22 protein-coding genes and 3 pseudogenes are annotated in these 24,610 nt (G+C 72.1%); 14 read left to right on the forward strand and 11 right to left on the reverse strand.

Annotated features, from left to right (window positions below):
• Nucleotides 1-296: 296 nt before the first annotated feature.
• Together AC0B61_RS11600 and AC0B61_RS11605 are read right to left on the reverse strand one after the other, a co-directional pair.
• Nucleotides 297-824, reverse strand: a complete 528-nt coding sequence (locus tag AC0B61_RS11600) for a DNA/RNA helicase domain-containing protein (RefSeq protein WP_471740758.1) — start codon at nt 822-824, stop codon at nt 297-299.
• Nucleotides 737-1,660 (reverse strand): annotated as a pseudogene (locus tag AC0B61_RS11605) (MerR family transcriptional regulator); the annotation flags it as partial. The pseudogene AC0B61_RS11605 and the gene AC0B61_RS11600, both read right to left, overlap by 88 nt.
• A gap of 104 nt (nt 1,661-1,764) precedes the next feature.
• Here AC0B61_RS11605 and AC0B61_RS11610 point away from each other — a divergent pair.
• Complete coding sequence (locus AC0B61_RS11610) at nt 1,765-2,163, forward strand: YaaC family protein (protein ID WP_471740451.1); 399 nt, start codon at nt 1,765-1,767, stop codon at nt 2,161-2,163.
• A 1,117-nt stretch (nt 2,164-3,280) separates the two neighbouring features.
• Complete coding sequence (locus tag AC0B61_RS11615) at nt 3,281-4,270, forward strand: aldo/keto reductase (RefSeq protein ID WP_471740452.1); 990 nt, start codon at nt 3,281-3,283, stop codon at nt 4,268-4,270.
• 121 nt (nt 4,271-4,391) lie between these two features.
• Here the strand turns inward: AC0B61_RS11615 and AC0B61_RS11620 are convergent, their stop codons facing one another.
• Nucleotides 4,392-5,327 (reverse strand): helix-turn-helix domain-containing protein, encoded by a 936-nt coding sequence (locus AC0B61_RS11620; RefSeq protein ID WP_471740453.1) that lies wholly within the window; start codon nt 5,325-5,327, stop codon nt 4,392-4,394.
• Nucleotides 5,328-5,431: 104 nt separating this feature from the next.
• Between AC0B61_RS11620 and AC0B61_RS11625 the strand changes: the two genes are divergently transcribed.
• From AC0B61_RS11625 to AC0B61_RS11645, 5 genes are all read left to right on the forward strand, one after another.
• Nucleotides 5,432-6,457 carry a saccharopine dehydrogenase family protein gene (locus AC0B61_RS11625; protein ID WP_471740454.1) on the forward strand — a complete coding sequence of 342 codons (1,026 nt, stop codon included), beginning with the start codon at nt 5,432-5,434 and terminating at the stop codon, nt 6,455-6,457.
• 273 nt (nt 6,458-6,730) lie between these two features.
• Complete coding sequence (locus AC0B61_RS11630; protein WP_471740455.1) at nt 6,731-6,859, forward strand: hypothetical protein; 129 nt, start codon at nt 6,731-6,733, stop codon at nt 6,857-6,859.
• Nucleotides 6,860-6,937: 78 nt separating this feature from the next.
• The gene (locus AC0B61_RS11635; protein ID WP_471740456.1) at nt 6,938-8,800 is read left to right on the forward strand and encodes a RiPP maturation radical SAM C-methyltransferase; all 1,863 of its coding nucleotides are present in this window, start codon (nt 6,938-6,940) and stop codon (nt 8,798-8,800) included.
• On the forward strand, nt 8,797-9,372 hold the full coding sequence (locus tag AC0B61_RS11640; protein WP_471740457.1) for a DUF5825 family protein: 576 nt from the start codon (nt 8,797-8,799) through the stop codon (nt 9,370-9,372). Before AC0B61_RS11635 ends, AC0B61_RS11640 begins: the two co-directional genes overlap by 4 nt.
• A 216-nt stretch (nt 9,373-9,588) precedes the next feature.
• On the forward strand, nt 9,589-11,316 hold the full coding sequence (locus AC0B61_RS11645) for a serine/threonine-protein kinase (protein WP_471740458.1): 1,728 nt from the start codon (nt 9,589-9,591) through the stop codon (nt 11,314-11,316).
• Between the two features lie 93 nt (nt 11,317-11,409).
• On the opposite strand, the gene AC0B61_RS11650 is transcribed toward AC0B61_RS11645, so the two are convergent.
• Nucleotides 11,410-11,745, reverse strand: a complete 336-nt coding sequence (locus AC0B61_RS11650) for a hypothetical protein (RefSeq protein ID WP_471740459.1) — start codon at nt 11,743-11,745, stop codon at nt 11,410-11,412.
• Between the two features lie 378 nt (nt 11,746-12,123).
• On the opposite strand from AC0B61_RS11650, the gene AC0B61_RS11655 reads away from it, so the two are divergent.
• From AC0B61_RS11655 to AC0B61_RS11675, 5 genes are all read left to right on the forward strand, one after another.
• A complete protein-coding gene (locus AC0B61_RS11655) occupies nt 12,124-12,465 on the forward strand; it encodes a DUF5713 family protein (RefSeq protein ID WP_471740460.1) in 342 nt (113 codons plus the stop codon).
• 521 nt (nt 12,466-12,986) lie between these two features.
• Nucleotides 12,987-13,784, forward strand: coding sequence for a hypothetical protein (locus AC0B61_RS11660; protein ID WP_471740461.1), 798 nt, complete (start codon nt 12,987-12,989; stop codon nt 13,782-13,784).
• Nucleotides 13,785-13,882: 98 nt separating this feature from the next.
• The gene (locus tag AC0B61_RS11665; protein WP_471740462.1) at nt 13,883-14,029 is read left to right on the forward strand and encodes a hypothetical protein; all 147 of its coding nucleotides are present in this window, start codon (nt 13,883-13,885) and stop codon (nt 14,027-14,029) included.
• Nucleotides 14,022-14,615 (forward strand): radical SAM protein, encoded by a 594-nt coding sequence (locus AC0B61_RS11670; protein WP_471740463.1) that lies wholly within the window; start codon nt 14,022-14,024, stop codon nt 14,613-14,615. The genes AC0B61_RS11665 and AC0B61_RS11670 overlap by 8 nt, the downstream gene beginning before the upstream one ends.
• Before the next feature lie 20 nt (nt 14,616-14,635).
• A complete protein-coding gene (locus AC0B61_RS11675) occupies nt 14,636-15,226 on the forward strand; it encodes a hypothetical protein (RefSeq protein WP_471740464.1) in 591 nt (196 codons plus the stop codon).
• 101 nt (nt 15,227-15,327) lie between these two features.
• Here AC0B61_RS11675 and AC0B61_RS11680 read toward each other — a convergent pair.
• The 4 genes and pseudogenes from AC0B61_RS11680 to AC0B61_RS11695 all read right to left on the reverse strand — a co-directional run.
• Nucleotides 15,328-15,447: pseudogene (locus tag AC0B61_RS11680) on the reverse strand (NUDIX domain-containing protein); the annotation flags it as partial.
• Nucleotides 15,448-15,521: 74 nt separating this feature from the next.
• Nucleotides 15,522-16,208, reverse strand: a complete 687-nt coding sequence (locus AC0B61_RS11685) for a DUF402 domain-containing protein (RefSeq protein WP_471740465.1) — start codon at nt 16,206-16,208, stop codon at nt 15,522-15,524.
• Nucleotides 16,205-16,639, reverse strand: a complete 435-nt coding sequence (locus AC0B61_RS11690; RefSeq protein WP_471740466.1) for a hypothetical protein — start codon at nt 16,637-16,639, stop codon at nt 16,205-16,207. The genes AC0B61_RS11685 and AC0B61_RS11690 overlap by 4 nt, the downstream gene beginning before the upstream one ends.
• A gap of 24 nt (nt 16,640-16,663) precedes the next feature.
• Nucleotides 16,664-17,143, reverse strand: a pseudogene (locus AC0B61_RS11695) (SDR family NAD(P)-dependent oxidoreductase); the annotation flags it as partial.
• Between the two features lie 120 nt (nt 17,144-17,263).
• Here AC0B61_RS11695 and AC0B61_RS11700 point away from each other — a divergent pair.
• Both AC0B61_RS11700 and AC0B61_RS11705 read left to right on the forward strand, forming a co-directional pair.
• Nucleotides 17,264-19,558 (forward strand): catalase, encoded by a 2,295-nt coding sequence (locus AC0B61_RS11700; RefSeq protein ID WP_471740467.1) that lies wholly within the window; start codon nt 17,264-17,266, stop codon nt 19,556-19,558.
• A gap of 494 nt (nt 19,559-20,052) precedes the next feature.
• Nucleotides 20,053-20,547: a hypothetical protein gene (locus AC0B61_RS11705; RefSeq protein WP_471740468.1), complete on the forward strand. Its 495-nt coding sequence runs from the start codon at nt 20,053-20,055 to the stop codon at nt 20,545-20,547.
• A gap of 302 nt (nt 20,548-20,849) precedes the next feature.
• Here the strand turns inward: AC0B61_RS11705 and AC0B61_RS11710 are convergent, their stop codons facing one another.
• The 3 genes from AC0B61_RS11710 to AC0B61_RS11720 all read right to left on the reverse strand — a co-directional run bounded on the left by AC0B61_RS11710 (nt 20,850) and on the right by AC0B61_RS11720 (nt 24,457).
• Nucleotides 20,850-21,719, reverse strand: a complete 870-nt coding sequence (locus AC0B61_RS11710; protein WP_471740469.1) for a class II glutamine amidotransferase — start codon at nt 21,717-21,719, stop codon at nt 20,850-20,852.
• Between the two features lie 74 nt (nt 21,720-21,793).
• A complete protein-coding gene (locus AC0B61_RS11715) occupies nt 21,794-23,221 on the reverse strand; it encodes a glutamate decarboxylase (RefSeq protein ID WP_471740470.1) in 1,428 nt (475 codons plus the stop codon).
• Between the two features lie 813 nt (nt 23,222-24,034).
• Entirely contained in the window at nt 24,035-24,457 is a 423-nt protein-coding gene (locus tag AC0B61_RS11720; RefSeq protein WP_471740471.1) for a hypothetical protein, read from the reverse strand.
• Nucleotides 24,458-24,610 lie beyond the last annotated feature (153 nt).

Below are 24,610 nucleotides of genomic sequence, written 5' to 3' on the forward strand. Positions count from 1 at the left end.
CTGACGTACTGGCCTGGCGTCATCTGGGGAGGTCAGAGGAACCCGCCTGAGCCGGTGGATCTCACTGTGCTGCCCCCTTTCTTCAACGAGGTGCTGCAGGAACTTCCCTGGTGGAACCGCGACTGGCAGATCAGCCACGTCGAACCGGGTCTTCCCCTGGAGATCGACAGTGATCACCACGGTCACCCTTCGACGTTCACCGAAGTGTCAGTGCCGGGCACGGTCGGTTCCGGCGGTGGTGAGAGCCTGCCTTTCGTCGCGAAGGTTGGTTTTGCGGGCGACCGACTGATCCAGTTTCAAGCCAAGGTCGGCGACGTGGTCCTCGGTCCTGCCCTCGCCCCAGCTGGGTGGCTGTCGGCGCCCAGGATGACGGCGCCGAAGGCGTACTCGAGGCCCTGGGCGGTGTAGATGCAGCCGACCTGGTCGTGGCCGCCGCGGTCGGTTGCCCAGTACGGGCGGGCCGGGATGTCAGGGAAGCCGGGGACGGGCTGGTCGGAGCGCAGGTTCCAGGGGCGGGCCCAGGTGTGTTCGTGGTGGTCGGGGCCGTGCCAGCGGATGGTGACCTCCGGCTCGAGCGGGGGGACGTCGCCCGTGTTCCAGGGCCAGCAGAATCCGGCGGTGATCCGGGCGCTGCGGCCCCGCGCGGTGTGGCCGTCGACCCAGGAGGCGAGTGCGTCCGGGTCGGGCGCCAGGGCGAGGTCGTAGCTGCCGGCGTTCCAGGGCTGCTGCTGGCACCGGCGCGCAGGGCCGCGATGAGCCAGGCGAACACGGGCGCAAGGCTCGGCGGGAGGGCCCAGGCGTTGATCACGGCAACGAGGTGCCAGTAGCGTTCCGCGCGCGGGTCGTTGGCGGTCTCCAGGCGCGTCAGCAACCACTCGCGCAGCTCGCCGTCGTCCGCACGGTTGAAGGCTCGGGCGTAGCGCGCGGTCAGGTCGCGGACGACGGGCACGGACTCGGCGGAGGCCGGGGCGATGCCGGAGGCGAGGGCGTCGCCGACCCGGTCGCGGACGGCTTCGGTGAGCTCCTGGTGCAGGCCGGTGGTGTCGCCCTGGGCACGCTCGTTGGCCTGGTGCTCGGCCATCCGTCGCACGGAGGCGCGGAAGGCCGGGTCCTGGGTGAGTTCGGCGAGCTCGACCCAGGCGTCGAGCTGCTCGGGTTCGGGGTCGTCGGGCAGCTCGGGCATGGCCGAACGCATCAGGGCCACGAAGTCGGGGTTGGCTTCGAGACCGCCGAAGGTGTCGTCGATGAAGTCGTTGACGAGGCGTCGGCGTTCGTCGTCGGAGAGTTTCGCGAGCTTGTGCATGAGGTCCATCTCCTTGGGAGTAGAGCCCCGTTTGGCCACCGCCCGCAGCACCGCGCGTCGCAGTCGAAGGGTGCGGATCTGCACCTCCAGCGCGTCGGCGTGTGCCGCCGCGACCTCGGGCACCGAGATCTCCCGGTCCAGCACCTGCCGGATGACGGCAAGTTCCAGGCCCAGGTCGCGAAGAGTGCGCACCAGATCCAGGCGTGCAAGCGCGGTGATGTCGTAGAGCCGGTAGCCAGCCGGGCTTCGGTCGGCCGACGGCACGATCCCGGTGTCGGAGTAGAACCGTATGGTCTTGACCGTCAGCCCGGTCCTACGGGCCAGAGCCCCGATCGTGAAGAGTCCGTCGCCGTCCATGCCCCCACCCTTGTGTCTCCCCTTACTGGAGACTCAAGTCATCTTCCCTCCACCCCACCACCCCACGGGACCGAGACAGCGGCCTCATCCACAGGTCTTGACAATTGCTCGACGCCGACCCCGGGTTTCGCGTCCAGAACGGCTGGGGCTGGTACCCGCCCGGCTGGGGCGACGCCACGCTGCACTGGGCCGTCAAGGCCCCCTGGTCGACCTCGGCGCAGGACCGCATCGCGTACCTGCGGACCCTTCGGCGTAGCTACTCGAACCCCGACCACCTACTGTTCTTCCCCTCCCTTGGGACAGACCGAGGGATCCACCCCCTGATGGCCTGGTGGGCAGGGCTCCACGCCTTCTCCATGCTCGCCCGGTACCAGCCCGCCGAGTGGGCGCAGCACATCAGCATCGACCACAGCACCTACGCGGCGGGGATCGAACGTCTACTGGCCGAGGGATTCGAGACCATCCCTGGCCTGCTACTGCAGGTACTCCTCGACGTGTCCTGAACCGCGCACGGTCGGCGGCCATGAACAGGTCGCGGTGCGCCAAGTAGAGCCTGGTTCATCCTTGAACAACGCCGAGACAAGGCGGGCGAATCCGGCGACGGACCGGCTCTCGGGCAAGCAGTCGGCTTGGCACAAGCCGGGCATCGGCGACCGCGACCGGGCCGGCCTGGCGGCCATCGGCGAGGCATACTTCGGCTTTTTGCTCGTCCAGGCTCCGGGCCCAGTAGGCGGTCTCCATCACGGGCACGGTGACGGCGTACAGGTTGGTGGTCTCGTCGAGAGTCCTGGCGAGCCGGACGCAGGCCGGGGTTTCACCGCCACCTGTGCCTGGCGGACGGGCACGCGGCGCGGCAGCAGGCCCATGGCCTGGTGGACCGCGACCGTCTTGCCCTGCCCCGCATCCCCGTACACGCAGGCGATCCCGCGCGCGGCGACCGCGTGCGCGAGTACCAGTCGGTGAACCGGAAGGGGCGGGAGAAGGAGGCTCCACCTGTGTTCACCCACTCGTCGAGGATGCCGTAGGTGTCGTCGCGGGCGATGAGGTCGGCGTGACCCGTGCCCCGGAAGTCACCCGCCATCGTCTGGCAGAACGGGCCCCAACCACCGGTGACGAGGACGCGGCTGCGAAAGTGCCGTCCCCGTTACTGGGCCACGGGTGAGCCCGACCCGCAAGCACTGCGACGAACGGTCGCGACGGCGCTGAAGCGCCTCGGCCGGTCCTGACGGCAGGCCGCCACCCGCACCAGCGGCGCCGGGGGGCACCCTGAGCGTCGCGAGGAGCCGGTCCCGGCCCGGAGCGGACGCGGCCCTCCCGCACGGAACCCGAGGGGACACGACTCGCCCCGCGGCCACCCGGGCTCAGGAGGTCGGGCCCGCCGGGGGTGCGCCGGGGGGCGCGGCTTCGTACCGGGCCCGGGTGACACACCGTCGTCGAGCGTCCGCACGCCGGCCCGCCCCGCGCGCGGAGCCGCACCCGGCCGTGCCGGTCCGCCTCCGGACGGCGCGGGCCCCGTATGGTCCTCTCCCAGGACACGAGGGCCGGCCGCTGTGCCCGGAGCGGGGCGTCGGGAGAGCGGCGGGCCGCGAGAAGGACGAACGGGAAGGGCTGGCACGTCACATGCAACAGCGCAGTCTGCGGGACCTCCAGGTGTCGGCCATCGGCCTCGGCTGCATGGGGATGTCCGCTTTCTACGGCACTGCCGACCAGGACGAGGGCGTCGCGACCATCCGACGTGCCCTGGAGCTGGGCATCACCTTCCTCGACACGGCGCAGGTCTACGGACCGCTCACCAACGAGTCCCTGGTCGGCGAGGCCGTCCGGGGACACCGCGACGAGTACGTGATCGCCACGAAGTTCAACTACCGGATGGACGGCGCCGTGCCGGGCGACATGTCGACGGTGGGCCGCCAGGACGGCTCCGCCGAGCACGTCCGCAGTTCCGTCCACGGTTCGCTCGCGCGGCTCGGAACCGACCGCATCGACCTGTACTACCAGCACCGGGTCGATCCGACCGTGCCCATCGAGGAGACCGTCGGCGCGCTGGGCGAACTGGTCGCCGAGGGCAAGGTGCGGTACATCGGGCTGAGCGAGGCGAGCGCGGAGACCATCCGCCGCGCCCACGCCGTCCACCCGGTCACCGCCGTCCAGAGCGAGTACTCGCTCTGGTCCCGGGACGTGGAGGCCGAGGTGCTCCCCGCGTGCCGGGAGCTCGGAATCGGCTTCGTGCCGTACTCCCCCCTCGGCCGCGGCTTCCTCGCGGGCCGCTTCAGCTCCCCCGACGAGCTGGACCAGGACGACTTCCGCCGTAGCAACCCGCGCTTCACCCGGGCCAATCTGGCGGCCAACCTCCGGCTCGCGGAGAAGGTGAAGGAGATCGCCGCGGAGAAGGACGTCACCCCGGCCCAGCTGGCGATCGCCTGGGTACTGGCCCGCGGCGAGGACCTCGTGCCGATCCCGGGCACCAAGCGCCGCACCTACCTGGAGCAGAACGCGGGCGCGGTCGACGTCGAGCTGACGGACGAGGACCTGGCGCGTATCGAGGCGGAGTTGCCCGAGGCGGCGGGCGAGCGCTACGACGAGGACGGGATGCGGTCGGTCAACCGCTGAGCGGCCACCACTGCCGGAAGCGGCGCGCGCCGCGACCGCCGGGCTCCGGCTCAGCCGGAGCCCGGCGGGCTGGTCGCCAGGTCGTGGGTCAGGCGGGCGTCAGGCGTACGTCAGGCGGGCGTCAGGCGCGGAACGTGCGGCGGTAGGTGTCCGGGGGCACGCCGACCGTGCGCTGGAAGTGGCGGCGCAGGGTGGTGGCGGTGCCCATCCCGGTCGCGCCGGCGATCCGTTCGATCCCGTCGTTCGTGGTTTCCAGCAACTCCTGTGCGTGGCGGATGCGTTGGGTGAGCAGCCACTGCAACGGCGTGGTGCCGGTGACCGAGCGGAAGTGCCGGCCCAGGTGGCGTGAGCTCATCCGGGCCTTCCGGGCGAGGTCCTCGACCGTCAGGGGCTGGTCGAGCCGCTGCAGTACCCACGGAAGGAGCTCGGCGAGCGGGTTGTTCTCCGGGGCGGGCACCGGGGTGGTGACGAACTGGGACTGGCCGCCGTCCCGGTGCGGGGGCACCACCAGGCGGCGGGCCACGGTGTTGGCGACCGCGGCGCCGTGGTCGAGGCGGACCAGGTGCAGGCACAGGTCCATGGCGGCGGCCTTGCCCGCGGAGGTGAGCACGCTGCCGTTGTCCACGTAGAGCACGTCCGGATCCACCGTCACCCGCGGGTGGCGGGCGGCCAGCGCGTCGGTGTGGGCCCAGTGGGTGGTGGCCCGCCGGCCGTCCAGCAGGCCGGCGGCGGCCAGGACGAACGCGCCGGTGCAGAGCGAGGCCACCCGTGCCCCCGCCTGGTGGGCCGCGCGCACGGCGTCGACCAGGTCGGCAGGCGGGTCGACGTCCACGTCGGCCCAGCCCGGGACGATCACCGTGTCGGCGGCCGCCAGCCGGTCGAGCCCGTGGTCGGGCTCCAGGTGGAACCGTTCGACCCGGACCGGGCCCGGCGCGCAGACGGCCAGGTCGTACCAGGGGCCGGCGAGGGCGCCCGGGCGCGAGCCGAAGACCTCGTGTGCCAGGGAGAGTTCGAAGTGCAGCATGCCGTCGGTGACGGCCAGGGCGACGGAAGCCATGTCCGGAATTGTACGGGCCGTGTCGTTCCGGACACTCACCGCCCGGGGGGCCGCGCCGCCAGGATGGTGGCAACGGGAAACGAGCAGGGAAGAGGCGGGGAACCATGGGTCAGACGGTCGCGGTGTTCGGGGCGTACGGGCACACCGGGCGGTTCGTGGTGGCGCAGCTGCGGGAGCGGGGCTTGCGCCCGCTGCTGGTCGGCCGGGACGCCGGCAAGCTGGCGGCACTGGCGGCCGAGCACCCCGGGAGCGAGGCGAGGGCAGCCTCGGTCGAGGACGCGGACTCGCTGGACCGCGCGCTGGCCGGCGCCGACGCGGTGATCAACTGCGCGGGTCCGTTCGCCGCTACCGTCGCCCCGGTGGTCGAGGCGGCACTGCGCGCCGGGATCCCGTACGTGGACGTGGCGGCGGAGATCGAGGCCAACCTGGACACCTTCGACCGGTTCGCCGACCGCGCCCGGGCCGCGGGCACCGTGGTGGTGCCCGCGATGGCCTTCTACGGCGGCCTCGGCGACCTGCTGGCCACCGCCGCGATGGGCGACTGGACGGCAGCCGACGAGGTGCACATCGCCTACGGGCTGAGCAGCTGGCACCCCACCCCGGGCACCCGGCTGTCGGGCGCCGTCTCGCGGGAGCGGCGCGGCGACCACAGGCTGCGCCACACCGGCGGCCGGCTGACGTACCACCAGGACGAGCTGCCCGCCCTGCAGTGGGCCTTCCCCGAGCCGCTGGGCATCCGCCCGGTCATCGGCGAGTTCGCCATGGCGGACATCGTGACCGTGCCGAGCCACCTGACCGTCGCCGACCTGCACAGCTACATGACCGTCGAGGCGGTCCGGGACCTCGCCGCCCCGCAGACGCCGGCGCCGGTCGCGGCCGACGAGCAGGGCCGCTCCGACCAGACGTTCCTGGTCGACGTGGTGGTGCGGTCCGGCGGCGAGCAGCGCCGGGCGGTGGCCCGGGGCCGGGACATCTACGCCATCTCGGCACCCCTTGCGGTGGAGGCGGTGCACCGCATCCTCACCGGGCAGACCCGCACGGTCGGGGTCGCCGCCGCGGGCGAGGCCTTCGACGCGATCGACTTCCTGCAGGCACTCTCCGGCCACCTGGCCGTGGACCTGGCCGTCTGAGGCCGAGCGCGGACGCTCCGGGGCGCCGTTGCGGTGATCGGGGGCGAATGTCCGACCCCCGTCATTCACCGGGAGAAGCGATGGCCACTGCCGCCTCGCTGAGCAGCGGGCGGTCCTCGATCGGAACTCGGGCGTGAAGCCGTACCAGGCGCATTGTCGTACCTATTCACCGGTGGTCAGGTGCCGATTACAGTGACCTGGCATGCAAGCCCGGACGCCTGTGAACGGCCGGGCTACTGCGCGCCATGGCCAGTGGGAGAGGAGGTGACCACGATGCAGATCACCAAGACCGTGATGAGCAGCGGGGCTTCGAACTCGACTCCGCGGATCGACGCTCCGCCGGCGTACCGGATCGACGCTCCGCCGTCCCGGGTCGACTTGTCCGCCGAGCGGGACAGCTGAGCCGAAGCCGAGACAGGCCTATCGACGGGCGGGGCCCCACCCACTCTGGGGTCCCGGCCCCGGCGCGGGGAGCGGAGTTTGAGGCTGAGCCTGGTGTCGATGCCGTGGCAGCTGCTGGAGCTGCCCTCGTTGGCGATCGGCATCCTGCGCCGCCGCGTGGCACTGACCCGGCCGGAGGCCGAGGTCCGCGAGGTGCACTCGGCGATGGACTGGGCCGCGTTCCTGCTCGCCGAGAGCGGTGGGGACCTCACCCCGCACGACTACACGCACGTCGCGGAGACCGGTCTGCACCACGGGCTGGGAGACTGGGTGTTCGCCGGTGTACTCCACGACGACGACGGCTGGCGCGAGTCGGAGCTGAACCGCTACGCGAAGGCCAGTGGCGTCGACACCGACGTCGTGCGCCGGATGCGCCCGTACGCACGCCCCTTCGTCGAGCGGGTCGTCGACCGGATCCTGAGCGAGGACCCGGACGTCGTCGGATTCACGACCACGTTCATGCAGAACGTGCCGAGCCTCGCGGTGGCCCGGCTGCTCAAGCAGCGGCGGCCCGGGGTGAGGACCGTCATGGGCGGGGCGAACTGCGACGGGCCGATGGGCGCGGCACTGCACCGCAACCACCGCTTCGTCGACTTCGCCGTCCGGGGAGAGGGCGAACTCGCCTTCCCCGCGTTGCTGGACCACATCGCGGCAGCGACAGCGCCGCTGGACGTACCGGGGCTGTGCTGGTGGGACGGCGACCGGCCGGTGGCGAACCCCGAGAGCGCCGCACAGGTGCCGCCCGGCTTGATCCCCGCCCCCGACTACACCGACTGGCAGCGCGCCCTGGAGGCGTCGCCGGTGCGCACCTTCGTGGAGCCCAAGCTCGCCGTCGAAGGAGCGCGCGGCTGCTGGTGGGGAGAGAAGCACCAGTGCACCTTCTGCGGGCTCAACGGCTCGGCCATCGCCTTCCGCAGCAAGGACGCCGACGCCGTGTGGCAGGAGGTGTCCGGCCTGGTCGAGCGCCACCGCATCCTGGACCTGGTGATGGTGGACAACATCATGGACATGGGCTACTTCGGCAGACTGCTGCCGCGGATGGCCGCCAGTGGCTGGGACCTGCGCGTGCACTACGAGGTCAAGTCCAATCTCCGCCCCGACCAGCTCGACCTGCTCGCGGCAGCCGGGGTGGTGCACATCCAGCCCGGCATCGAGAGCCTCAACGCCCGTGTACTCGACCTCATGGACAAGGGCGTCGGCGGCGCCCGGAACGTGCGCCTGCTGCGGGACTGCCACGAGCGTGGCCTGACGGTGAGTTGGAACTACCTCTACGGCTTCCCCGGGGAACGCGACGCGGACTACCGGCCCGTGATCGACCAGATGCCCGCACTGGTGCACCTCCAGCCACCGGGCGGCACCATCCGCATAGCGCTGGAACGGTTCAGCCCGAACTTCGAACGCCCCGAGCTGGGGTTCGCCGAGCGGGCCCCGTCCCGGGTGTACGACCACGTCTACGACCTGCCGCCCGAGGAACTGGCGGATCTGGTCTACCTGTTCGACACACCGCCGCAGGGGATCCGGGGCGAGGTCGAGGCCCGGCTCCACCGTGCGGTCGACGCGTGGCAGGCAGCGCACGCCGCGTCGTCCCTGGTGATGGTGGCCGACGGCGACGGTGAGGTGCGGATCGCCGACCGCAGGCACGGCTGGCCGGCGCGCGACCACCTGCTGCGCGGTCTGGACGCTGCCGTGTACCGGCTCACCGAGCGGGTCCGTACTGCGCGGTCCGCGGTCCGGGCGCTCGCCGAGCAGGGGTGGCACGCGTCGGAGGAGGATGTGGCTGCGGCGCTGGTGCGTTTGACGACACACGGGCTCGTCTACCGCGACGGGGACCAGGTCGTGGCACTGGCGGTGCGGGACCTCCCGGCGCGCGTCTTCCCGCAGTCGTGGGAGGGAGCCGAGTGACCGCAGTGTTCGGCGACCGGGCGGCAGCGGTGCTCCGAAGGCACGACCCCGCCTACGGCGCCACGGTGGAGCGCGGCGCCATCGTCGTGCACGACGAGGTCGAGTTGGGTGGAGACCCGCTTGCCGCCCTGGCGTTTCTGGCGTTCCTGCGGGTCGCCCTGGAGGAAGGTGTGCCCGTTCGCTGGAGGGCTGCCGCCGGCGGCGGACTCGACACCGCACCGCTGCACCACCTCTGGCCGCCGAGCAGGATCGCCGGGTGTCCGGCTGGTCGCCGGCGGGCCTGGGACGAGGCGTTCCGGTACGGGCTGTGCCACTTCAGACGGGGACCGGGGTTCATCACGGTCAAGGACGCCCGGGCGGAGCACGACGTCCATCTGATGCTCGACCACCCGGATCTGATCGCCACCTTCCTGGCCGGACGCACTCCGCTGCCGGGAGACCTCCTCACCGCCACGCAGCGGGAGGCGGCCGGCCTGCTGCTGGCCGAGAACCTGATGTATCGACGTGGCGATCTGCTACTGACCCTGCCCACCCACATGCGCCGCTGGCCCGTACCGTTCAGCGCGGTGTGAGTGGGTCTGTCGTGGCAGCGGGAGTCACGAAGCCCGCCGCCCCCCGGCCGGCCACGGGCCGCCGGCCGTCACAGGTCCGCCTTGCGCTGCTGGACGTTCAGAGGAGGGCTGAGGCCGAGCGGGCCGTAGGAGCCCCTGAGGGATACCGCTAGGCTCTGGGCGGCTTCGGGGTGCCGTGGCCGGGAAGGCGAAGGCTATCGGGGGGAGTGCGCGGCGATGCAGCCGTTGCTGGCCGGGGATCCGTCGGTCATCGGGTCGTACCGCCTGCTCGGGCGGCTGGGCGCGGGCGGGATGGGCTGCGTCTACCTGGGGCGGACGGTCGGGGGCCGGACCGTCGCGGTGAAGGTCGTGCGGCCGGAGCTGGCGGCGGATGCGGAGTTCCGGGCCCGGTTCCGGCGCGAGGTGGACGCGGCGCGGCAGGTCGGGAGCGCGTGGACGGCGCCGGTGCTCGATTCGGACACCGAATCGCCCGAGCCCTGGGTGGCCACGGGCTACGTCGCCGGGCCCTCGCTGGCCGAGGCGGTGGCGCAGTTCGGGCCGCTGCCCGAGCACGGGGTGCGGGCGTTGGTGGCCGGTCTCGCGGAGGCGTTGGCGGCCGTCCACGGGCTGGGGTTGATCCACCGCGACCTCAAGCCGTCGAACGTGATGCTGTCGCCGGACGGTCCGGTGCTGATCGACTTCGGGATCGCGCGGGCGATGGACAGCCTCGCCACGTCCTCGCTCACCGGTACCGGGGTCGTGGTGGGCTCACCGGGTTACATGTCGCCGGAGCAGGTGCAGGACCGACCGCTCGGTCCCGCCTCGGACGTGTTCCAGCTCGGCGCGGTGCTGGCGTTCGCGGCCACCGGACAGTCGCCGTTCAGTGCGGACAGCGCGGCCGCGCTGCTCTACAAGGTGGCGCACGGCGAACCGGAACTGAGCGGCCTGCACGGCGAGTTGCGCGCCGTGGCGCAGGCCTGCCTGGCCAAGGACCCGGCCGCCCGGCCGACCCCGCAGGAGGTCGCGGCCCGGCTCGCCCCGGGCGGGGCCGCCGAACTGGTCGCGGCCGGCTGGCTCGCCGCACCGCTGATGGCGCAGATCGGCCGGCGGACGGTGGAGCTGCTCAACCTGGACGCGGCACCGGAGCGGGCGGAGGACCCGGCGCCGCCCGCGCCGCCTGCGACCGTGCCCCCTGCGACCGCGCCACCTGCGACCGTGCCTGCGCAGCCCTCGGCGCCGGCCCCCACGGTGCCGGAGTCGACGATGGTGCTGCAGGCCCCGGCGCTCGCACCGGCGCCGGGCGAGCGCAACAACGCGCTGGTCGCCGGGGTCGCGGTCGTGGTGGCCGCAGCGGTGGTCACGGCGGCCGTGGTGCTGTCCCCCGGGACGGGGAAGACCGCTTCGGGGCAGGCCGTCCCGCCGAACACCTCTCCCGTCCCCACGGCCACTCCACCTGCCCCGAGCGCCGCCTCAGGCACCGCCTCGACGTCCAGCTGGCCCGTGCCCGCCGAGTGCCGGAACATCGACAGCACAAAGCTGGAGCAGCTCTTCAGCAAGGAGTCGCGGGCGCCCAAGGGGGAGGCGAAGCAGTACAACGCCGGTTCCGCGGACGCGTTCTCCTCGCAGTCGTGCACCCTCTGGTTCGCCGGTGGCGCCAGGGCCGATACCTACGTCAGCTTCGAGACCTTGACCTTCGGGACCCCCGAGCGGGCCCAGCAGTTCTACGCGGACTGGCAGAAGAGCGACACCGGGACGGTGTCCAAGCCTCCCGTCGCGCTCGGCGAGAAGGCCTTCCAGTCGACGAAGGACGACAGCGCTCTCTCCGAACGGGACTACCGTCTGGCCACCGTCACCGCCAACCGGGTCCTGAGGGCGTACATCCCGCACGACACGGGCTTCCGGGACGATGCCGTGGCCGCCACCGCCAGTGACGTGATGAAGGAGCTGCTCGCCGGTCTGCAGTAGTCACCTCGGCGGGGTACGTGCGGGGTACATGACGAAGGCTTCCCCCGGCACGGCCGGGGGGAGCCCTCGTCACTTCAGGCGGGAGGCCGGACCTCAGGCGCGACGTCCTGCGGCGCCGAGGCGGGCGCTGCCGCAGCGGACGACACCAGGGCCTGGACCCGGGCTTCCTGAGCGACCCTGGCAGCGAGCGGGTTGATAGTCCAGGTCGCCGAGGACCGTCACGTCGACGTGGCTCACCATGGCGCCCGCGATCCGGCCGACGACGATCGAGCCGATCCAGGTGGACCACCACAGGGTGAGCACCTTCTCCCCGAGCGCATCCGGCCGGAGGCGTCCGCGTTCGTTCGCCGCCAGCAGGGCGTCCGGCGCGGTGGTGCGGTTCTCCGCCCGGGTGGCGGTCAGCCCGTAGGCGAGCAGGAAGTGGCTCACCGGCCCGAGTTCACCCGGGAGGTCCGCGAACCCGCGGCAGCAGGGGGTCGGCCTCCCGGGATGCGGCCGCGTCCGATTGGAATACCGCGCAGGGAGGGTGTGGGCGGCGATGGCTTCCGGGTGGCCGGAGTGCCGGCACGGAAGCTGGGCGGGTTCAGCGGGTGGCGTCGACGAGGCGCCCGCGAACCGGGCGGTGTCGGGTGAAGTCGTGAAGAACGTGCGTGCCGCGCTGACAACCGTGCGGGCGGCCCTGAAGGCGGCAGTGTCTCCCGCCGGCGCTCCGGCCGGATGACGGCTTCGGACGGGGTCACGGCCTCGGTTGTCAGTGGTGCCGTGCATGATCGGCGCGTCAGTTCTTCTGTGTCGGGGGGAAGCACCGTGCCGATCACGAACCAGCGGGTAGCAGGGCACGCGTTCCTGCAGCCGATGTACGAGGACCCGTACTTCCCCGATCACGCCGTCAGCCGGGGCAGGGCGGTCCTACTGCGGCTGTGCGAGCGGATCGAGGCCGAGCAGCCGTCGGACCTGGGGGCCCTGTATGCGCTCACCCATGCCGCGACGGAGGAGTTCAACCTGCTGGAGGCAGAGTTCGAGGCAGCCGGGAGCGAGATCGAGACGGTGGCGCGCGAGTGGATCGCCGAGGAGTTCTGGTTCGTCGCGTCGGCCTACGGGTTCGGGGACGCGGATGTGGAGGAGCTGATCGCCGTCCGGGAGTGGTGAGGCGGGAACCGGTGCCCCCGGGCCGGGGCCGTCGTGCGGCAGGTGGCCGAAGGGTAGCGGTGGCGGTGGCCCATCGGTGCCGCTCCGCCTCGACGCCGGCGGAAGTGTCCTCCCCACACCCACGGGGGTCTGTCGGCAGCGAGCGGAACGAGGGCCACGGGCAGCGGGTCGTTCGCGGCAACCATTGCAGCACCGATCCAACGAGCCCGACGGAGTGCCGATTTGAGTACGGGTACTCATGTCCCCGAGCTGGTGGATCGAGCACGATTCAGACCGTGACAGAGATCGTGTGGAAGACGCCGGTGCCGTCGAGTCTCCGGGTCGCCAAGGGGGAAGTGCGTCAACGAGCGCCCGTGGCCACCGCGCGGCCTGTGCAGCGAACCCTGCGGTCGGCCGGCGCCGACCCGCCGACACCGTCCGATGATGCCCTGGCGGCATCGCTCTGTGAGCACTCCTGGCGGACTGACCGCCGCGCGCTCACGAAATCCTGCATTCGAATGACGAACCCGACGGGGGTCCTCGTGTCCACCACCCGAACCACCAGCAAACTTCTCCTCACGGTCGGCGCGGCCACCATGGCCGCGGCCGTTGTCACCGGATGCTCCTCCGACCCTGGAGCCGCCCCCGACAAGCCGGCCATTACCGCCCATGACAGTGCCGCCTCCGTGGGCGCCGCCCCGACGGCCACGCCGACGCTCCAGACCTCGGGAGCCCCGGCGTTCGGCTCTCCCAGCAGCGCCCCCAGTGGCCCTCCGGTCCCCACCGGCGCGGCCCTGCGCACCCTGCTGCCGACCGCCGCCACCCTGCCCGCGGGGTGGACGATCCAGGGCAACGGCAACCAGACCGACACCGGCACCTACGTCGTGGACGATCCGGTCGCGCCGACGCTACCCAAGGAGCCGTGCACCCAGATGCGTCTGGCCGGGACTCTCCTCTCCCAGGACTTCAAGGCCTCAGGCGCGATGAACGAGGTCTACGACGGCGAGAACAGGGTCCAGGTCTACCTGGCCGCCTACCATCCCGGCGACGCGGCCAAGCTGCTCGGCGAGATCCGGGCGTACACCGAGCGCTGCAAGTCCTTCACGGGCAAGGGGGTCGACGGTCAGCCGGTCCCGTTGACCGTGACCCAGCAGCCCGTGCCGGGACTCGGCGACGAGGCCCTCGATGTGAAGAAGGTGCCCCAGGGCCCGTACCACAGCGAGGAGATCGTCGTGACCCGGGTCGGCGACCGGCTGCTGTTCCTCAGCGGCGACAACATCCTCGGCCGACTGCCGAACTTCATGCAGCTGGCGACGCCGCTCTCGAAGAGCATCAAGTAGTCACCTCACTGCGGGAAGCCCCGCCGACGTGGCCTCCGCAGCAGCCCGAACGGGCGTCCATACTTCATCTGGACAACGACATCGCCATTGTGCTGCTGGTGTTCGTCGCGGTCGTCGTCGTGGCCCTGGGAGTAGCACGGCCGGACGAGGCTCTGTCCCGCAAGACCATCCAGCTGGTGATGCGGCAGCTCGATGACCAGCAGATCGCCCAGATCCTCGCCGGGCGGGCGGCGCTCGGTGGATGAGCGCAGCACCGACACGACGACGCCGCAAGCAGGCTTCGGGATCCTCGACCCGCTCCCGCAACGGCGCATCCTCTCGCTGCTCCTGACCTTGCGCTGCACGGCGGAGTGCGGGGAGTGCGGCACCCAGAGCAGCCCGCGGGTGAGAACCAGGCTCGCCGAGGAGGAGGCCGCCCGCCTCATCGACGAGGCGGCGGCCGACAAGTACAACCTGGCCGCGTTCACCGGCGGCGAGCCGATGCTCTACGGCAGCGGCCTACCTCGGCTGGTCCAGCGGGTGACCGATCACGGAATGCCGTCGCGGATGGTGTCCAACGCCTTCTGGGCGCGGACGCCGGACAAGGCCGCCCGAGCACTCGCCCCCCTCGCCGACGCAGGCCTCGGCGAGCTGAACGTGTCGACCGGCGACGAGCACGCACGTTTCGTACCGATCGAACACGTCCTGTACGCCGTTCGGGCCGGCCTCGACCGGGGCCTCACCTGCGCCGTGATGATCGAGACGCGGGCCGCCAACCGCATCACCGGACGCACCCTGTCCGAGCACCCCCTGTTCCGCGAGCTCCTCACCCGTCCGAACGGGAGTCGCTGACGCTGTGCGAGAGCCCGTGGATGCCGCTCGACGAGCACGAGCACTTCTCCTACCCGGAGGGGACGACGATCAACGCCGGCAACCTGTTCCGGCGCAGCGGCTGTGACAGTGTCATCGACACCGTCACCGTCCTCGCCGACGGCCGGATCATGGCCTGCTGTGGGCTCGGCACCCAGTCGATCCCGGAGTTGCAGGTCGGCCAGGTGTCGACCGACGGGGTCCACGAGAGTCGGCGCCGGGCCGAGGCAGACTTCCTCAAGCGGTGGATCAGGGACGAGGGCCCCGAACGGATCCTGGCCTGGGCGGCAGCTCGGGATCCGAGGATCGTCTGGGAGGACCAGTACGCGCACCGCTGCCAGGCGTGCAAGCGCCTCTACAGCGACCCGCTGGTCGGCGACGTCATCCGCGCGCACTACGAGGAGAAAGTCCTCGACGTGCTCACCAGCGAGTGGCTGATGCGCCACCCGGTGCAGCCGACGCCGCAGGCGGTGGAGGTGGCGGCGATCGACACACCCTCCCGAAACGGTGTCCGGCTCCCACCACCCCGACCGCACCGACCAGCGCGGGAGTCCCGACGGCCTCCACCAGGTCGTCGGGCAGGTGGGCGGTGAAGACCAGGTGCCGGGCGCCGGAACGGCTCGGCCTCACCCGGCTGCGGGGTGCTCTGGTCCTGGACGAAGCGCAACACCGGCGGCGCAGGCAGCACGGCCAGGTCGAGGCGGAGTTCTTCGAGCAGCTCCCGGCGCAGCGCCTCGGTGGGGTCCTCGCCGTCCTCGACCACGCCGCCGGGGCAGGAGAGTTGTACTCCGGCCGGGCGCTGACGGTGGATCAGTCACACGAGGCCGTCGTGGAGCAGGACCGCGCACACCCGCAGGCGGGCCGGCCCGCTTCCCGTGTCGCTGCTCGTCACGGCCGGTACGGGGTCGCCGCCGTGGCCGCGTCGTCGGCGCCGGGCGGCAGTGTCGGCAGCGGCCAGGAGGGATCCGGTGCCCAGGTCTTCCAGCCGCCGGCGAACGGCCCGGTGCGGTCGTCCAGCATGCTGATCGCCCGGCCTCGGGCCCGCTCGACCTGGCGGCCCACGTAGTCGTCGACCACACCGAGGCGGCGCAGCTGGGAGTACTCCTCGGTGTCCTTCCAGTGGTGCCCCGACAGGTCGGGGGTGATGACCAGGTCGAGGGCGAGGTCCATGGTGTCGACGCCAAGGCCGGGGCGGCGCCGGTAGGGGTGCTCGAAGTTGACGTACCAGCGCAGCGGCTCATGGGTGGTCGCGTCCTGGAAGCAGTGCACGGAGAACCACTCGCCGTCCAGGAAGTGGGACAGCAGCTCGGTGCCGGTCCAGCGGTAGTGGTCCAGGGTCCAGGTGCCGGCCGCCAGGTCTGCCAGGCCCTGCTGGCGGGTGGTGTCGTCGCCGGTGCGCGTGGAGGTGATCCAGGTCGTCGGGGCCAGGCTCTCGATTCCCGGCCAGTAGGCCAGGGTCAGCACGTGGCCGGTGTCGTCGATCACCCGTTGCGGCATCGCGGTCCACACCCGGTCGGCGTGGACGTCGCGACGGATCGCGGTGGTGCCGGGCTGGAACAGGGTGGTGTCGGTCATGGCGGAGAGTGTTCCCGGCCTCGGGGCCGGGAAGCCGCTCGAAGGTGTGACGGCGGGTCAGGGCTTGGGGAAGCCGTAGCGTTCGGCGGCCCAGGGTTCGGCGGCTGCGGGGCGTCCAGGCGTTTGCGCAGCTCCTGGACGGCCCGGGCGAGTTCCTCGCGGTCGGTGGCGTTGACCGTGCCGTCCAGGAAGGCGGAGACGTCGGCGAAGGTGCCGTCCGGCCCGAGGCGGCCGGCGCACAGCTGGACGCGCAGGTACGGGGCGAAGGCGTCGATCCCGATCCCCCAGCCGTCGTGGACCAGGCGCAGCTGGGAGGGCAGGTGCCCGTGGAGGACGCGGGTCTGGTCCTGCCAGCCGCACACCTCGATGATCCACTCGGCCGCCGGCTCCGGCCCCAATTCGACGAAACGGCGCTCGGCGACACCGTCCACATCGCTGATGCCGCCCCGCAGGGTCTACCAGGGGACGGTCCGGCCGAAACGGTCCAGGTATGCCAGGCCGGGCGTGCCCAGTCGGGAGAGCAGGACGTCCACCAGCAGGGGGACGGTCTCCTCGATGGTGTACGGCGCGTCCGGACCACCCAGGGCAGTGCGGATCCAGCCCGGCGCCATGAGGACGAAGGCGCGCTGCGGCTCGCTCCGCCGGGCCGCGAAGCTCCGCAGGAACATGTTCAGGGCCGCCTTGCTCGCTCGGTAGACCTCGCGGCCGCCGGTCGTGTTGTTCGTGATGCTGCCCTGTCCGGAGGACATCGTCCCGATGAGTCCCGCCGGGGACACCAGGTCTTCGAGGGCCTCGATGACGCGCACGGGACTGAACGCGTTGGTGACCATCATGTCGATGAAGTGGGCCGTCGCGACCGCCCCGATGGGTGTCCGCTGGTCGTTGGTGGTACCCGCGTTGACGAAGAGCACGTCGAGTCGGCGTTGCGCTCCGGCCGGGTGCCGCCGGTCGCGGGAACACGCTGGGCGCCCGGGGCCGGATCTCCGGGAGCCGTTTGGCCGCACAGGGCCGGGGTTACCCGAGAAGGGCAGTCCCGACGAGGAGGAGGCCATCGCATGCAAGAGCCCGGCCCGCTGAAGAAGATCGCCGACAAGGTCGTAGACGTCGTCCAGAACGCCGCCTCCGGGGAGCGCCCGGAGGTACCCGGTGCGCCCGGCGCGGCCCCGCCGAGCGTCGCGGAGCCCGTCGACCCGAACGGTCCACTGCCGCCCAAGCCCGACCAGGCCGCGCCCCGGCCGGTCACCGCGACCGGCCGTGACACGGGCGCCGGGGCGCCGGCCAGGTCCCAGGACGGCCACTTCCTGACCACCGCGCAGGGAGTCCGACTGCCGGACGGCGACCACTCCCTCAAGGCCGGCCCCCGCGGCCCGGTGCTGCTGCAGGACCACCACCTGCGCGAGAAGATCACCCACTTCGACCACGAACGCATCCCCGAGCGCGTCGTCCACGCCCGGGGCGCGGCCGCGCACGGTGTCTTCCGCGGGTACGGGACGGCCGGAGCCGTCTGCAAGGCCGCGTTCCTCGCCGAGGACGTCGAGACGCCGGTGTTCGTGCGCTTCTCCACGGTGCTGGGCTCCCGCGGCTCGGCGGACACCGTCCGCGACACCCGCGGCTTCGCGACGAAGTTCTACACCTCCGAGGGGGTGTTCGACCTGGTCGGGAACAACATCCCGGTGTTCTTCATCCAGGACGCGATCAAGTTCCCCGACGTCGTCCACGCGGCCAAGCCCCACCCGGACCGGGAGATCCCGCAGGCCCAGTCCGCGCACGACACCTTCTGGGACTTCGTCACCCTCCACACCGAAGCCACCCACCACACCCTGTGGAACATGTCCGACCGGGGCATCCCGCGCTCCTTCCGCACCATGGAGGGCTTCGGCGTCCACACCTTCCGGCTGGTCAACGCCGACGGCGCGAGCACCCTCGCCAAGTGGCACTGGAAGCCCAAGCTCGGCGTGCACTCCCTGGTCTGGGAGGAGGCCCAGCTGGTCGCCGGGGCGGACCCGGACTTCCACCGCCGGGACCTCGCCGACGCGATCGAGGCCGGCGCCTTCCCCCAGTGGGAACTCGGCATCCAGACCTTCCCCGACACCCCCGAGCAGACCTTCGAGGGCATCGACCTCCTCGACCCGACCAAGATCGTTCCGGAGGAGCTCGCACCGGTGCGCCCGGTCGGGCTGCTCACCCTCAACGCCAACCCCACCAACTTCTTCGCCGAGACCGAGCAGGTCGCCTTCCACCCGGGACACCTGGTGCCGGGGATCGACATCACCGACGACCCGCTCCTGTCGGGGCGCCTGTTCTCCTACCTCGACACCCAGATCACCCGGCTCGGCGGCCCGAACTTCGCCCAGATCCCGGTCAACCGCACCCACGCCCCCGTCAACGACATGCTGCGCGACGGCTTACACCAGCACGCCGTCCACTCCGGCGTCGCGCCCTACAAGCCGAACTCGCTCGACGGCGGCTGCCCGTTCTTCGCCGGTGCCGACGAGCACGCCTTCATCGAGTACCCGACGCCGGTGGCCGCCGCCGCCAAGGTGCGCGAGGCCCCGGCCTCGTTCGCGGACCACTTCAGCCAGCCGCGCATGTTCTGGGCGAGCATGAGCCCGGTGGAGCGCGAGCACATCATCGCCGCGTACACCTTCGAACTCGGCAAGTGCTACGAGCAGGCCGTCAAGGAGCGCGGTCTCCAGGTGCTGGCCGACATCGACCCCCACCTGTGCGCCCAGGTGGCCGCCGGACTCGGCCTGCCCGCGCCCAAGCCCACGGAGCCGTACGGGCAGGTGCGGCCGAGCCCCGCCCTCTCCCAGCTCGGCCGGACCTGGCCGGTGGACGGGCGGACCGTCGGCCTCGTCGCGGGAACCGACCACGGGTCGCTGACCACCGTGCGCCGGGCCGTGCTCTCGGCCGGCCTGGTCCCGCTCGTGATCGCCGGCGTCGGGGGCGAGCTCCGGACGGGGGGCGACGCCGAACCCCTCGCCGTGCAGCGGACGTTCGACACCGCCCGCTCGGTGGAGTTCGACGCGCTCGTCCTGGTCGGCGCCCCGGGCCCGGTCCGGGGGGCGAACGCCTCCCGCGACGCCAAGGCGGGCAACCCGCTGCCGGCCTCCTCCGGCGTCGATCCCCGCCTGGTGCTCATGCTCACCGAGGCCTACCGCCACTCCAAACCCCTCGTCGCCGTGACGGGCGGCCAGACCGCGCTGCAGGCCGCGGGCATCCCCACCAACGCCCCCGGCGTCCTCGCGGGTGTCGCGCCCGACGAGGCGGTGGGGCCGCTCACCGAGCTGCTCGCCGCCCACCGGGTCTGGCACCGCTTCCCGCCGTCCTCCGACGCCGAGGGCTCGTAGCGCGGCGGGTGGGTGTGTCCGCGGAGGCGACTCTCCCCGCTCGACCGTCCGGCCTTCGCCCGACCCGCCCCGCCCCGGCGGAGAAAGTCCGCCAGGGCGGGGCGCCGGTGTGCAGCGGCCCGCTAGTGGGGGCCCTCGACCGCGTCGCGGCCGAGGCGCCGGTCGAAGCAGCGAGAGCTGAGCGCGCCGGCAGCAACGCGACCATCGATGACACCGGCTGTCGGGAGAACGACGGGGGAAGTCCGCGCCGCCGCCGGAATCCCGCGTGCAGGGGCCTTGCCCCGGAAGGCCGTACGGCTTCGGAGCGCTGCCTCCCCGCCCACCGGCCGCCGCACCGTCGTCACCGCGCCCCTGCCGTCCTGGCCGCACCGCCGTCACCACGCCCTTGCCGTCCTGGCCGGCACCCGGGATCCACCGCTGTCCGCCGAGTGGGCGGGCGGCACTTCGGCTAGCGTCGCCTGCGGGGGACCGGACGGGACGCGGAGGTCGCTGGCATGGCAACGACGGCACCCATGCGGCTGGTGGACGAGTGGCGTCGGGCAGCGGACCGGCACCTGACGCCGACGAAGCGGTCGCTGGTGGTGATGTGGGCGGCGTTCGGCGTCACCTTCGGCACGGTGCGGCTCATCACGCACGGGATCAAGGGCGGCTGGCTGCCATGGGGGAACGTTTCTGCCGGCGGGAAGCACCTGCACCACTACAACATCGGCATCGCGGCGCTGGCCGGGGTCGGCCTGGTGGCCGTCCGGGGCGACGAGCAGGCGGTCGGCCACCCGGGGGTGGCCGCCGCGTACGGCGCGGGCGCCGCTCTGATCACCGACGAGTTCGCGCTGCTGCTGGACCTCCAGGACGTCTACTGGGCCAAGCAGGGCCGGGTGAGCGTCGACGTCTCGTTCGGTGTGCTCGCCGCGCTCGGCGGCTACCTGTCGGCCGCGCCGTTCTGGCACGAGATCGTCCGGACCGCGCACCGCCGGCTGACGTCCGGGTGAGGTTCCCGCCGGCCTCCTCGCGGTCAGCTACCGGAACCATGGGCGACTACGTGCCGGCCCGGTGGCGGTCAGCGCGAGGCCGGTGGCCGTCCCGGCGGCCGTGGTGAGCAGGGCGCGCCGGGTGTATGCGGCCGCTGTGATCGTTCACATGCTCCGTCAACGAGTCCGCACAAGCGGCAGGCACGGTCAGGGCCGCTGCCTCATCCGTGAGTCGTGGGTCCGCCGGCCCACACGGGCCGACGGAGCCTGGTGCCGCGCGGGGCCGGCTGGTGCCGCCCCGCGCGAGTGGTCCGGCTGTGGCCTCAGGCCGCCCGCTGGGAGGCGGCGGCCGTGGGGTGGAGGTCGGCGAGGGTCAGGCGGTGGCCGGGCTCCTGCGGCAGGACGATGCGGCGCGTGACCGTCTGGTCGGGCCCGACGTGCAGGAGTTCACCGGGCTCCATCAGCCGCCAGTACGGGTTGCCGTCCATGCGTTCGCTGGCGACCACCGTCGCCTGGGCGTGAGCGAGGTCGCCCGAGTGGACGCGCATGCGTCCGGCGGCGCCGGCGTGGTCCAGGCGACGGTGGCCGTGGTGTCCGCCGGGCCGGCGTTCGAGGACGTGCAGTTCATGGGTGTCCGGGTAGCGCAGGGCCCAGAGCTGGTCGCTCGTGGTGAGGACGACGTTGAGGGCGTAGAGGGGCAGGTTGTGGGCCACCCAGCGGGCGGCGGCCACGATGCCGGCGCTGACGTCCCCGCCGTGTGCGGCGGTTTCCCGGGTGACCAGGGCGAAGAAGCGTTCGGAGTCGGTCTCGCCCTTGACGAGTGACCGATCCGTTCCGAGGCGGGCGTCGAGCCGGTCCAGGTCTTCGATCACCCCGTTGTGGGCGAACAGCCGCCCGTTCTGCTCGAAGGGATGGGTGTTGGACGCCCGCAGGGCTCCGGTGGAGGCGTAGCGGATGTGGGCCAGGAACGTCGCCGACTCCACCTCCGCCGAGTCCTCGGCGAAGGCGCGGTCCTGGAACGCGGCGACGGGGGCCTTGTGGACCTGCGGCGTCCCGTCGGCGGTGAAGTAGCCCAGCCCGGTGCCGTCGGGCTCCCGGCGGCTCTGGGCGCTCAGGTTGTCGGGCGCGTCCAGCAGCCAGAACGTCGCACGGCTGCGCCGGGGCGCACTGCTCATGCCGAACAAACGACACATCGGGGTCCTGCCTCTCCTCGGGGCGCGTCGCGGCCGCGTCGGGGGCCGTTGCGGCCGTGCCTGGGGCACGGGCGTCAGCTTCGCCCCGGGTGCCTGGGGTTCTTGGTCTCCGCGCCGTGGGCGAAGCCGCCCGCATTGTCGGCATTGCGTTGCGGGCCGCTCTGGTGCTCCAGGCGTTCGAGCACGCGTTTGAGGTCGGCGAGCAGCAGGTCGGCGAGGTCGTGGCTGAAGCCGTTGCGGGCGACGATCCGCAGGACCGCCAGGTCGGTCCGGTTCCTGGGGAAGGTGTAGGCGGGTACCAGCCAGCCGCGCTCGCGCAGCGCGGCGGAGACGTCGAAGACGCTGAAGGCGTCGATCCCTTCGCGGACCTGGAAGGCGAAGACGGGGGTCTGGCTGCCGTCGGTGATCAGCTCGAACGGGCCGAGCTTGGCGATCTCGCCGGCCAGGCGGGTGGCGACGTCGCGGCAGGTCTGCTGGACGCGCCGGTAGCCGTCGAAGCCCAGGCGCAGGAAGTTGTAGTACTGGGCGACGACCTGGGCGCCGGGGCGGGAGAAGTTGAGCGCGAACGTGGGCGTGTCACCGCCCAGGTAGTTCACGTGGAAGACCAGGTCGTCGGGCAGGGCCTGCTCGTCGCGCCACAGCGCCCATCCGACCCCGGGCATCACCAGGCCGAACTTGTGGCCGGAGGTGTTGATGGAGGCCACCCGCGGCAGCCTGAAGTCCCAGACGAGGTCGGGGTCGAGGAACGGGGCGATCATCGCTCCCGAGGCGCCGTCGACGTGAATCGGGATGTCCAGGCCCGTGCGCTCCTGGAGGTCGTCCAGGGCGGCGGCGAGCGCGGCCACCGGTTCGTAGCTGCCGTCGAAGGTGGAGCCCAGCACCGCGACGACGCCGATGGTGTTCTCGTCGCACAGCTCGACCGCGGCCTCGGGAGAGAGGTGGTAGCGCTCTCCCTCCATGGGGACGTAGCGGGCCTCGACGTCGAAGTAGTCGGCGAACTTCTCCCAGCAGATCTGCACGTTGACGCCCATGACCAGGTTCGGCTTCGCCGCCGTGCCGTCCGCGCCGCGGCGGTGCTGCCAGCGGCGCTTGAGCGCGAGTCCGCCGAGCATCGCCGCCTCGCTGGAACCCGTGGTCGAGCAGCCCACCGCCCGGTGGGAGTCGGGGGCGTTCCACAGCCGGGCGAGCATGTGCACGCAGCGCGTCTCCAGCTCGGCCGTCTGCGGGTACTCGTCCTTGTCGATCATGTTCTTCTCGGCGCACTCGCCCATCAGGCGCAGCGCCTGCGGCTCGGCCCAGGTCGACACGAACGTCGCCAGGTTCAGCCGCGCGTTGCCGTCCAGCATGAGCTCGTCGTGCACCAGCTGGTAGGCGGTCTCCGGCTCCATCTCGCCCTTCGGGAGGGCGTGACGGGGGACTTTCACGGGCTCACGGCTGAAGACCGGGTTCAGTTCCAGGTCGCGGCTGGGGCGGTTGTCGTGCTGCGCTCGCTTGAGCGGCATTCGCGGCGTCCTTTCGTCGACTCGTCGGGGGCTGCTGTTCGGCCACACGGGCGGGGCCCCACGTCGGCCCGGCTGTCACCGGCCGGGCACTGCCACCCCGGCCGCGGGTGCGGGGTCGGTCATCCCTGGTCTTCCAGGGCGTCGGCGAGTTCCTGCTCGTCATTCGGCATTGTGTCTCCCAACGTCCGGCTGCGGCCAGGTGCACGCTTACCCCGACAACCCGGCGGCACGCTGCCGCCACCACCAGAGCTTGCCGTCACGCGCGGAGGAATCCGGTTCCGCAACGCGGAAGTCGCCTCATGGTGAAGAGCGGAGACCGCGAAGCGGGGTGGCGGCCTGTTCGACCGGCTGGCCTCCGTGCGGCGTCGGGCGGCCCTTCGCGGCGTGACCCGCTCGGCCAGGGGGAGCGGGTCACGCCCGGCCGTCGCCCTGCTCGTCGTCCGGGCGCTTGCAGGTGTCGCGGGGTCTCACCGGGCAGCGTGCTGGCGGTGTTCCCTCCGGGCGGCCCGGCTGGCCGATGCCTCCGGCTCCTGGGCCCCCGCGGATCCTGCTGGCCGAAGCCCTGCCGCAGGACGGCGGCGGCGCGGATCTGCTCGCCGCCCTCGCCCAGCAGCCCCGCGTCTCCGCCGCGGTCGCCACCGCCTGCGCCCCGGCCGCGCAGGACCGACCGCTGCCCGAGTGGGCCGCCGATGCCGGCCGCACCGAGGACGTCCGCTGGCGCCGGGCCCGCACCACGCTGCTGGAGGCCGTCGCCCGCCACCACCACGGCACCCTTCCCGCCGCAGTGAGCCGTGCTTCTCGGAATAGCAGGCGTTATGCGGTGGGGGAAGGCGCCTTGGGCGGCAGTAGGCAGGGAGTGATGATTCGCAGGTACATGCGGTCTCCGCTGCCCGAGGTATCCGCCGTGGCGAGGTACCGGCTGCTGGGGTGGAAGGCGTCAACGAGCGCGTCCGGTTTGCCGTCCACGGTCTCGCGGTAGCCCTGCACCGTCAGGCCCTCGCCGGCCAGCATGTCCCGGACCTTTCCGACCACCTCCGGGTGCTGGGCCCGCGGCACCGAACTCTTCACGCTGTACATCAGGATGTACCGGTCATCGGAGGCGGTTTCACCGTTTTTGCCGGTGCACGGGGTGAAGAGCGCGTCGATGGTCGCGGGGTCGGTCTCGATCCCGGCGGTCCGGGCCATGTGCTCGGTGATCTGTTGGGCCCAGGTCTGGGCCTCGTCCTTGGATTTCACGGGTGGTGTGTCACTCCTGTCAGCGGGACCGGCGGAAGAGCACCCGCCGAGCACCGCGAGCAGGAGCGCGGTGGCGAGAAGCCGCGCGGGGGTGCGGGGTGCGGTGGCAGTCATGGTGCTCCTGAGCATGTGGCCGGTCGACGGTCGGTCGCT

The organism is Kitasatospora sp. NPDC023385, from assembly GCF_055664045.1.

What these genes read in the sequence shown, in the direction of transcription:
- AC0B61_RS11625 (WP_471740454.1), top strand. Translation starts at nt 5,432, where the DNA reads ATGGGTCAGACGGTCGCGGTGTTCGGGGCGTACGGGCACACCGGGCGG.
- AC0B61_RS11675 (WP_471740464.1), top strand. Translation starts at nt 14,636, where the DNA reads ATGCCGCTCGACGAGCACGAGCACTTCTCCTACCCGGAGGGGACGACG.
- AC0B61_RS11615 (WP_471740452.1), top strand. Translation starts at nt 3,281, where the DNA reads ATGCAACAGCGCAGTCTGCGGGACCTCCAGGTGTCGGCCATCGGCCTC.
- AC0B61_RS11645 (WP_471740458.1), top strand. Translation starts at nt 9,589, where the DNA reads ATGCAGCCGTTGCTGGCCGGGGATCCGTCGGTCATCGGGTCGTACCGC.
- AC0B61_RS11620 (WP_471740453.1), bottom strand. Translation starts at nt 5,327, where the DNA reads ATGGCTTCCGTCGCCCTGGCCGTCACCGACGGCATGCTGCACTTCGAA.
- AC0B61_RS11715 (WP_471740470.1), bottom strand. Translation starts at nt 23,221, where the DNA reads ATGCCGCTCAAGCGAGCGCAGCACGACAACCGCCCCAGCCGCGACCTG.
- AC0B61_RS11630 (WP_471740455.1), top strand. Translation starts at nt 6,731, where the DNA reads ATGCAGATCACCAAGACCGTGATGAGCAGCGGGGCTTCGAACTCGACT.
- AC0B61_RS11705 (WP_471740468.1), top strand. Translation starts at nt 20,053, where the DNA reads ATGGCAACGACGGCACCCATGCGGCTGGTGGACGAGTGGCGTCGGGCA.
- AC0B61_RS11710 (WP_471740469.1), bottom strand. Translation starts at nt 21,719, where the DNA reads ATGTGTCGTTTGTTCGGCATGAGCAGTGCGCCCCGGCGCAGCCGTGCG.
- AC0B61_RS11700 (WP_471740467.1), top strand. Translation starts at nt 17,264, where the DNA reads ATGCAAGAGCCCGGCCCGCTGAAGAAGATCGCCGACAAGGTCGTAGAC.
- AC0B61_RS11685 (WP_471740465.1), bottom strand. Translation starts at nt 16,208, where the DNA reads ATGACCGACACCACCCTGTTCCAGCCCGGCACCACCGCGATCCGTCGC.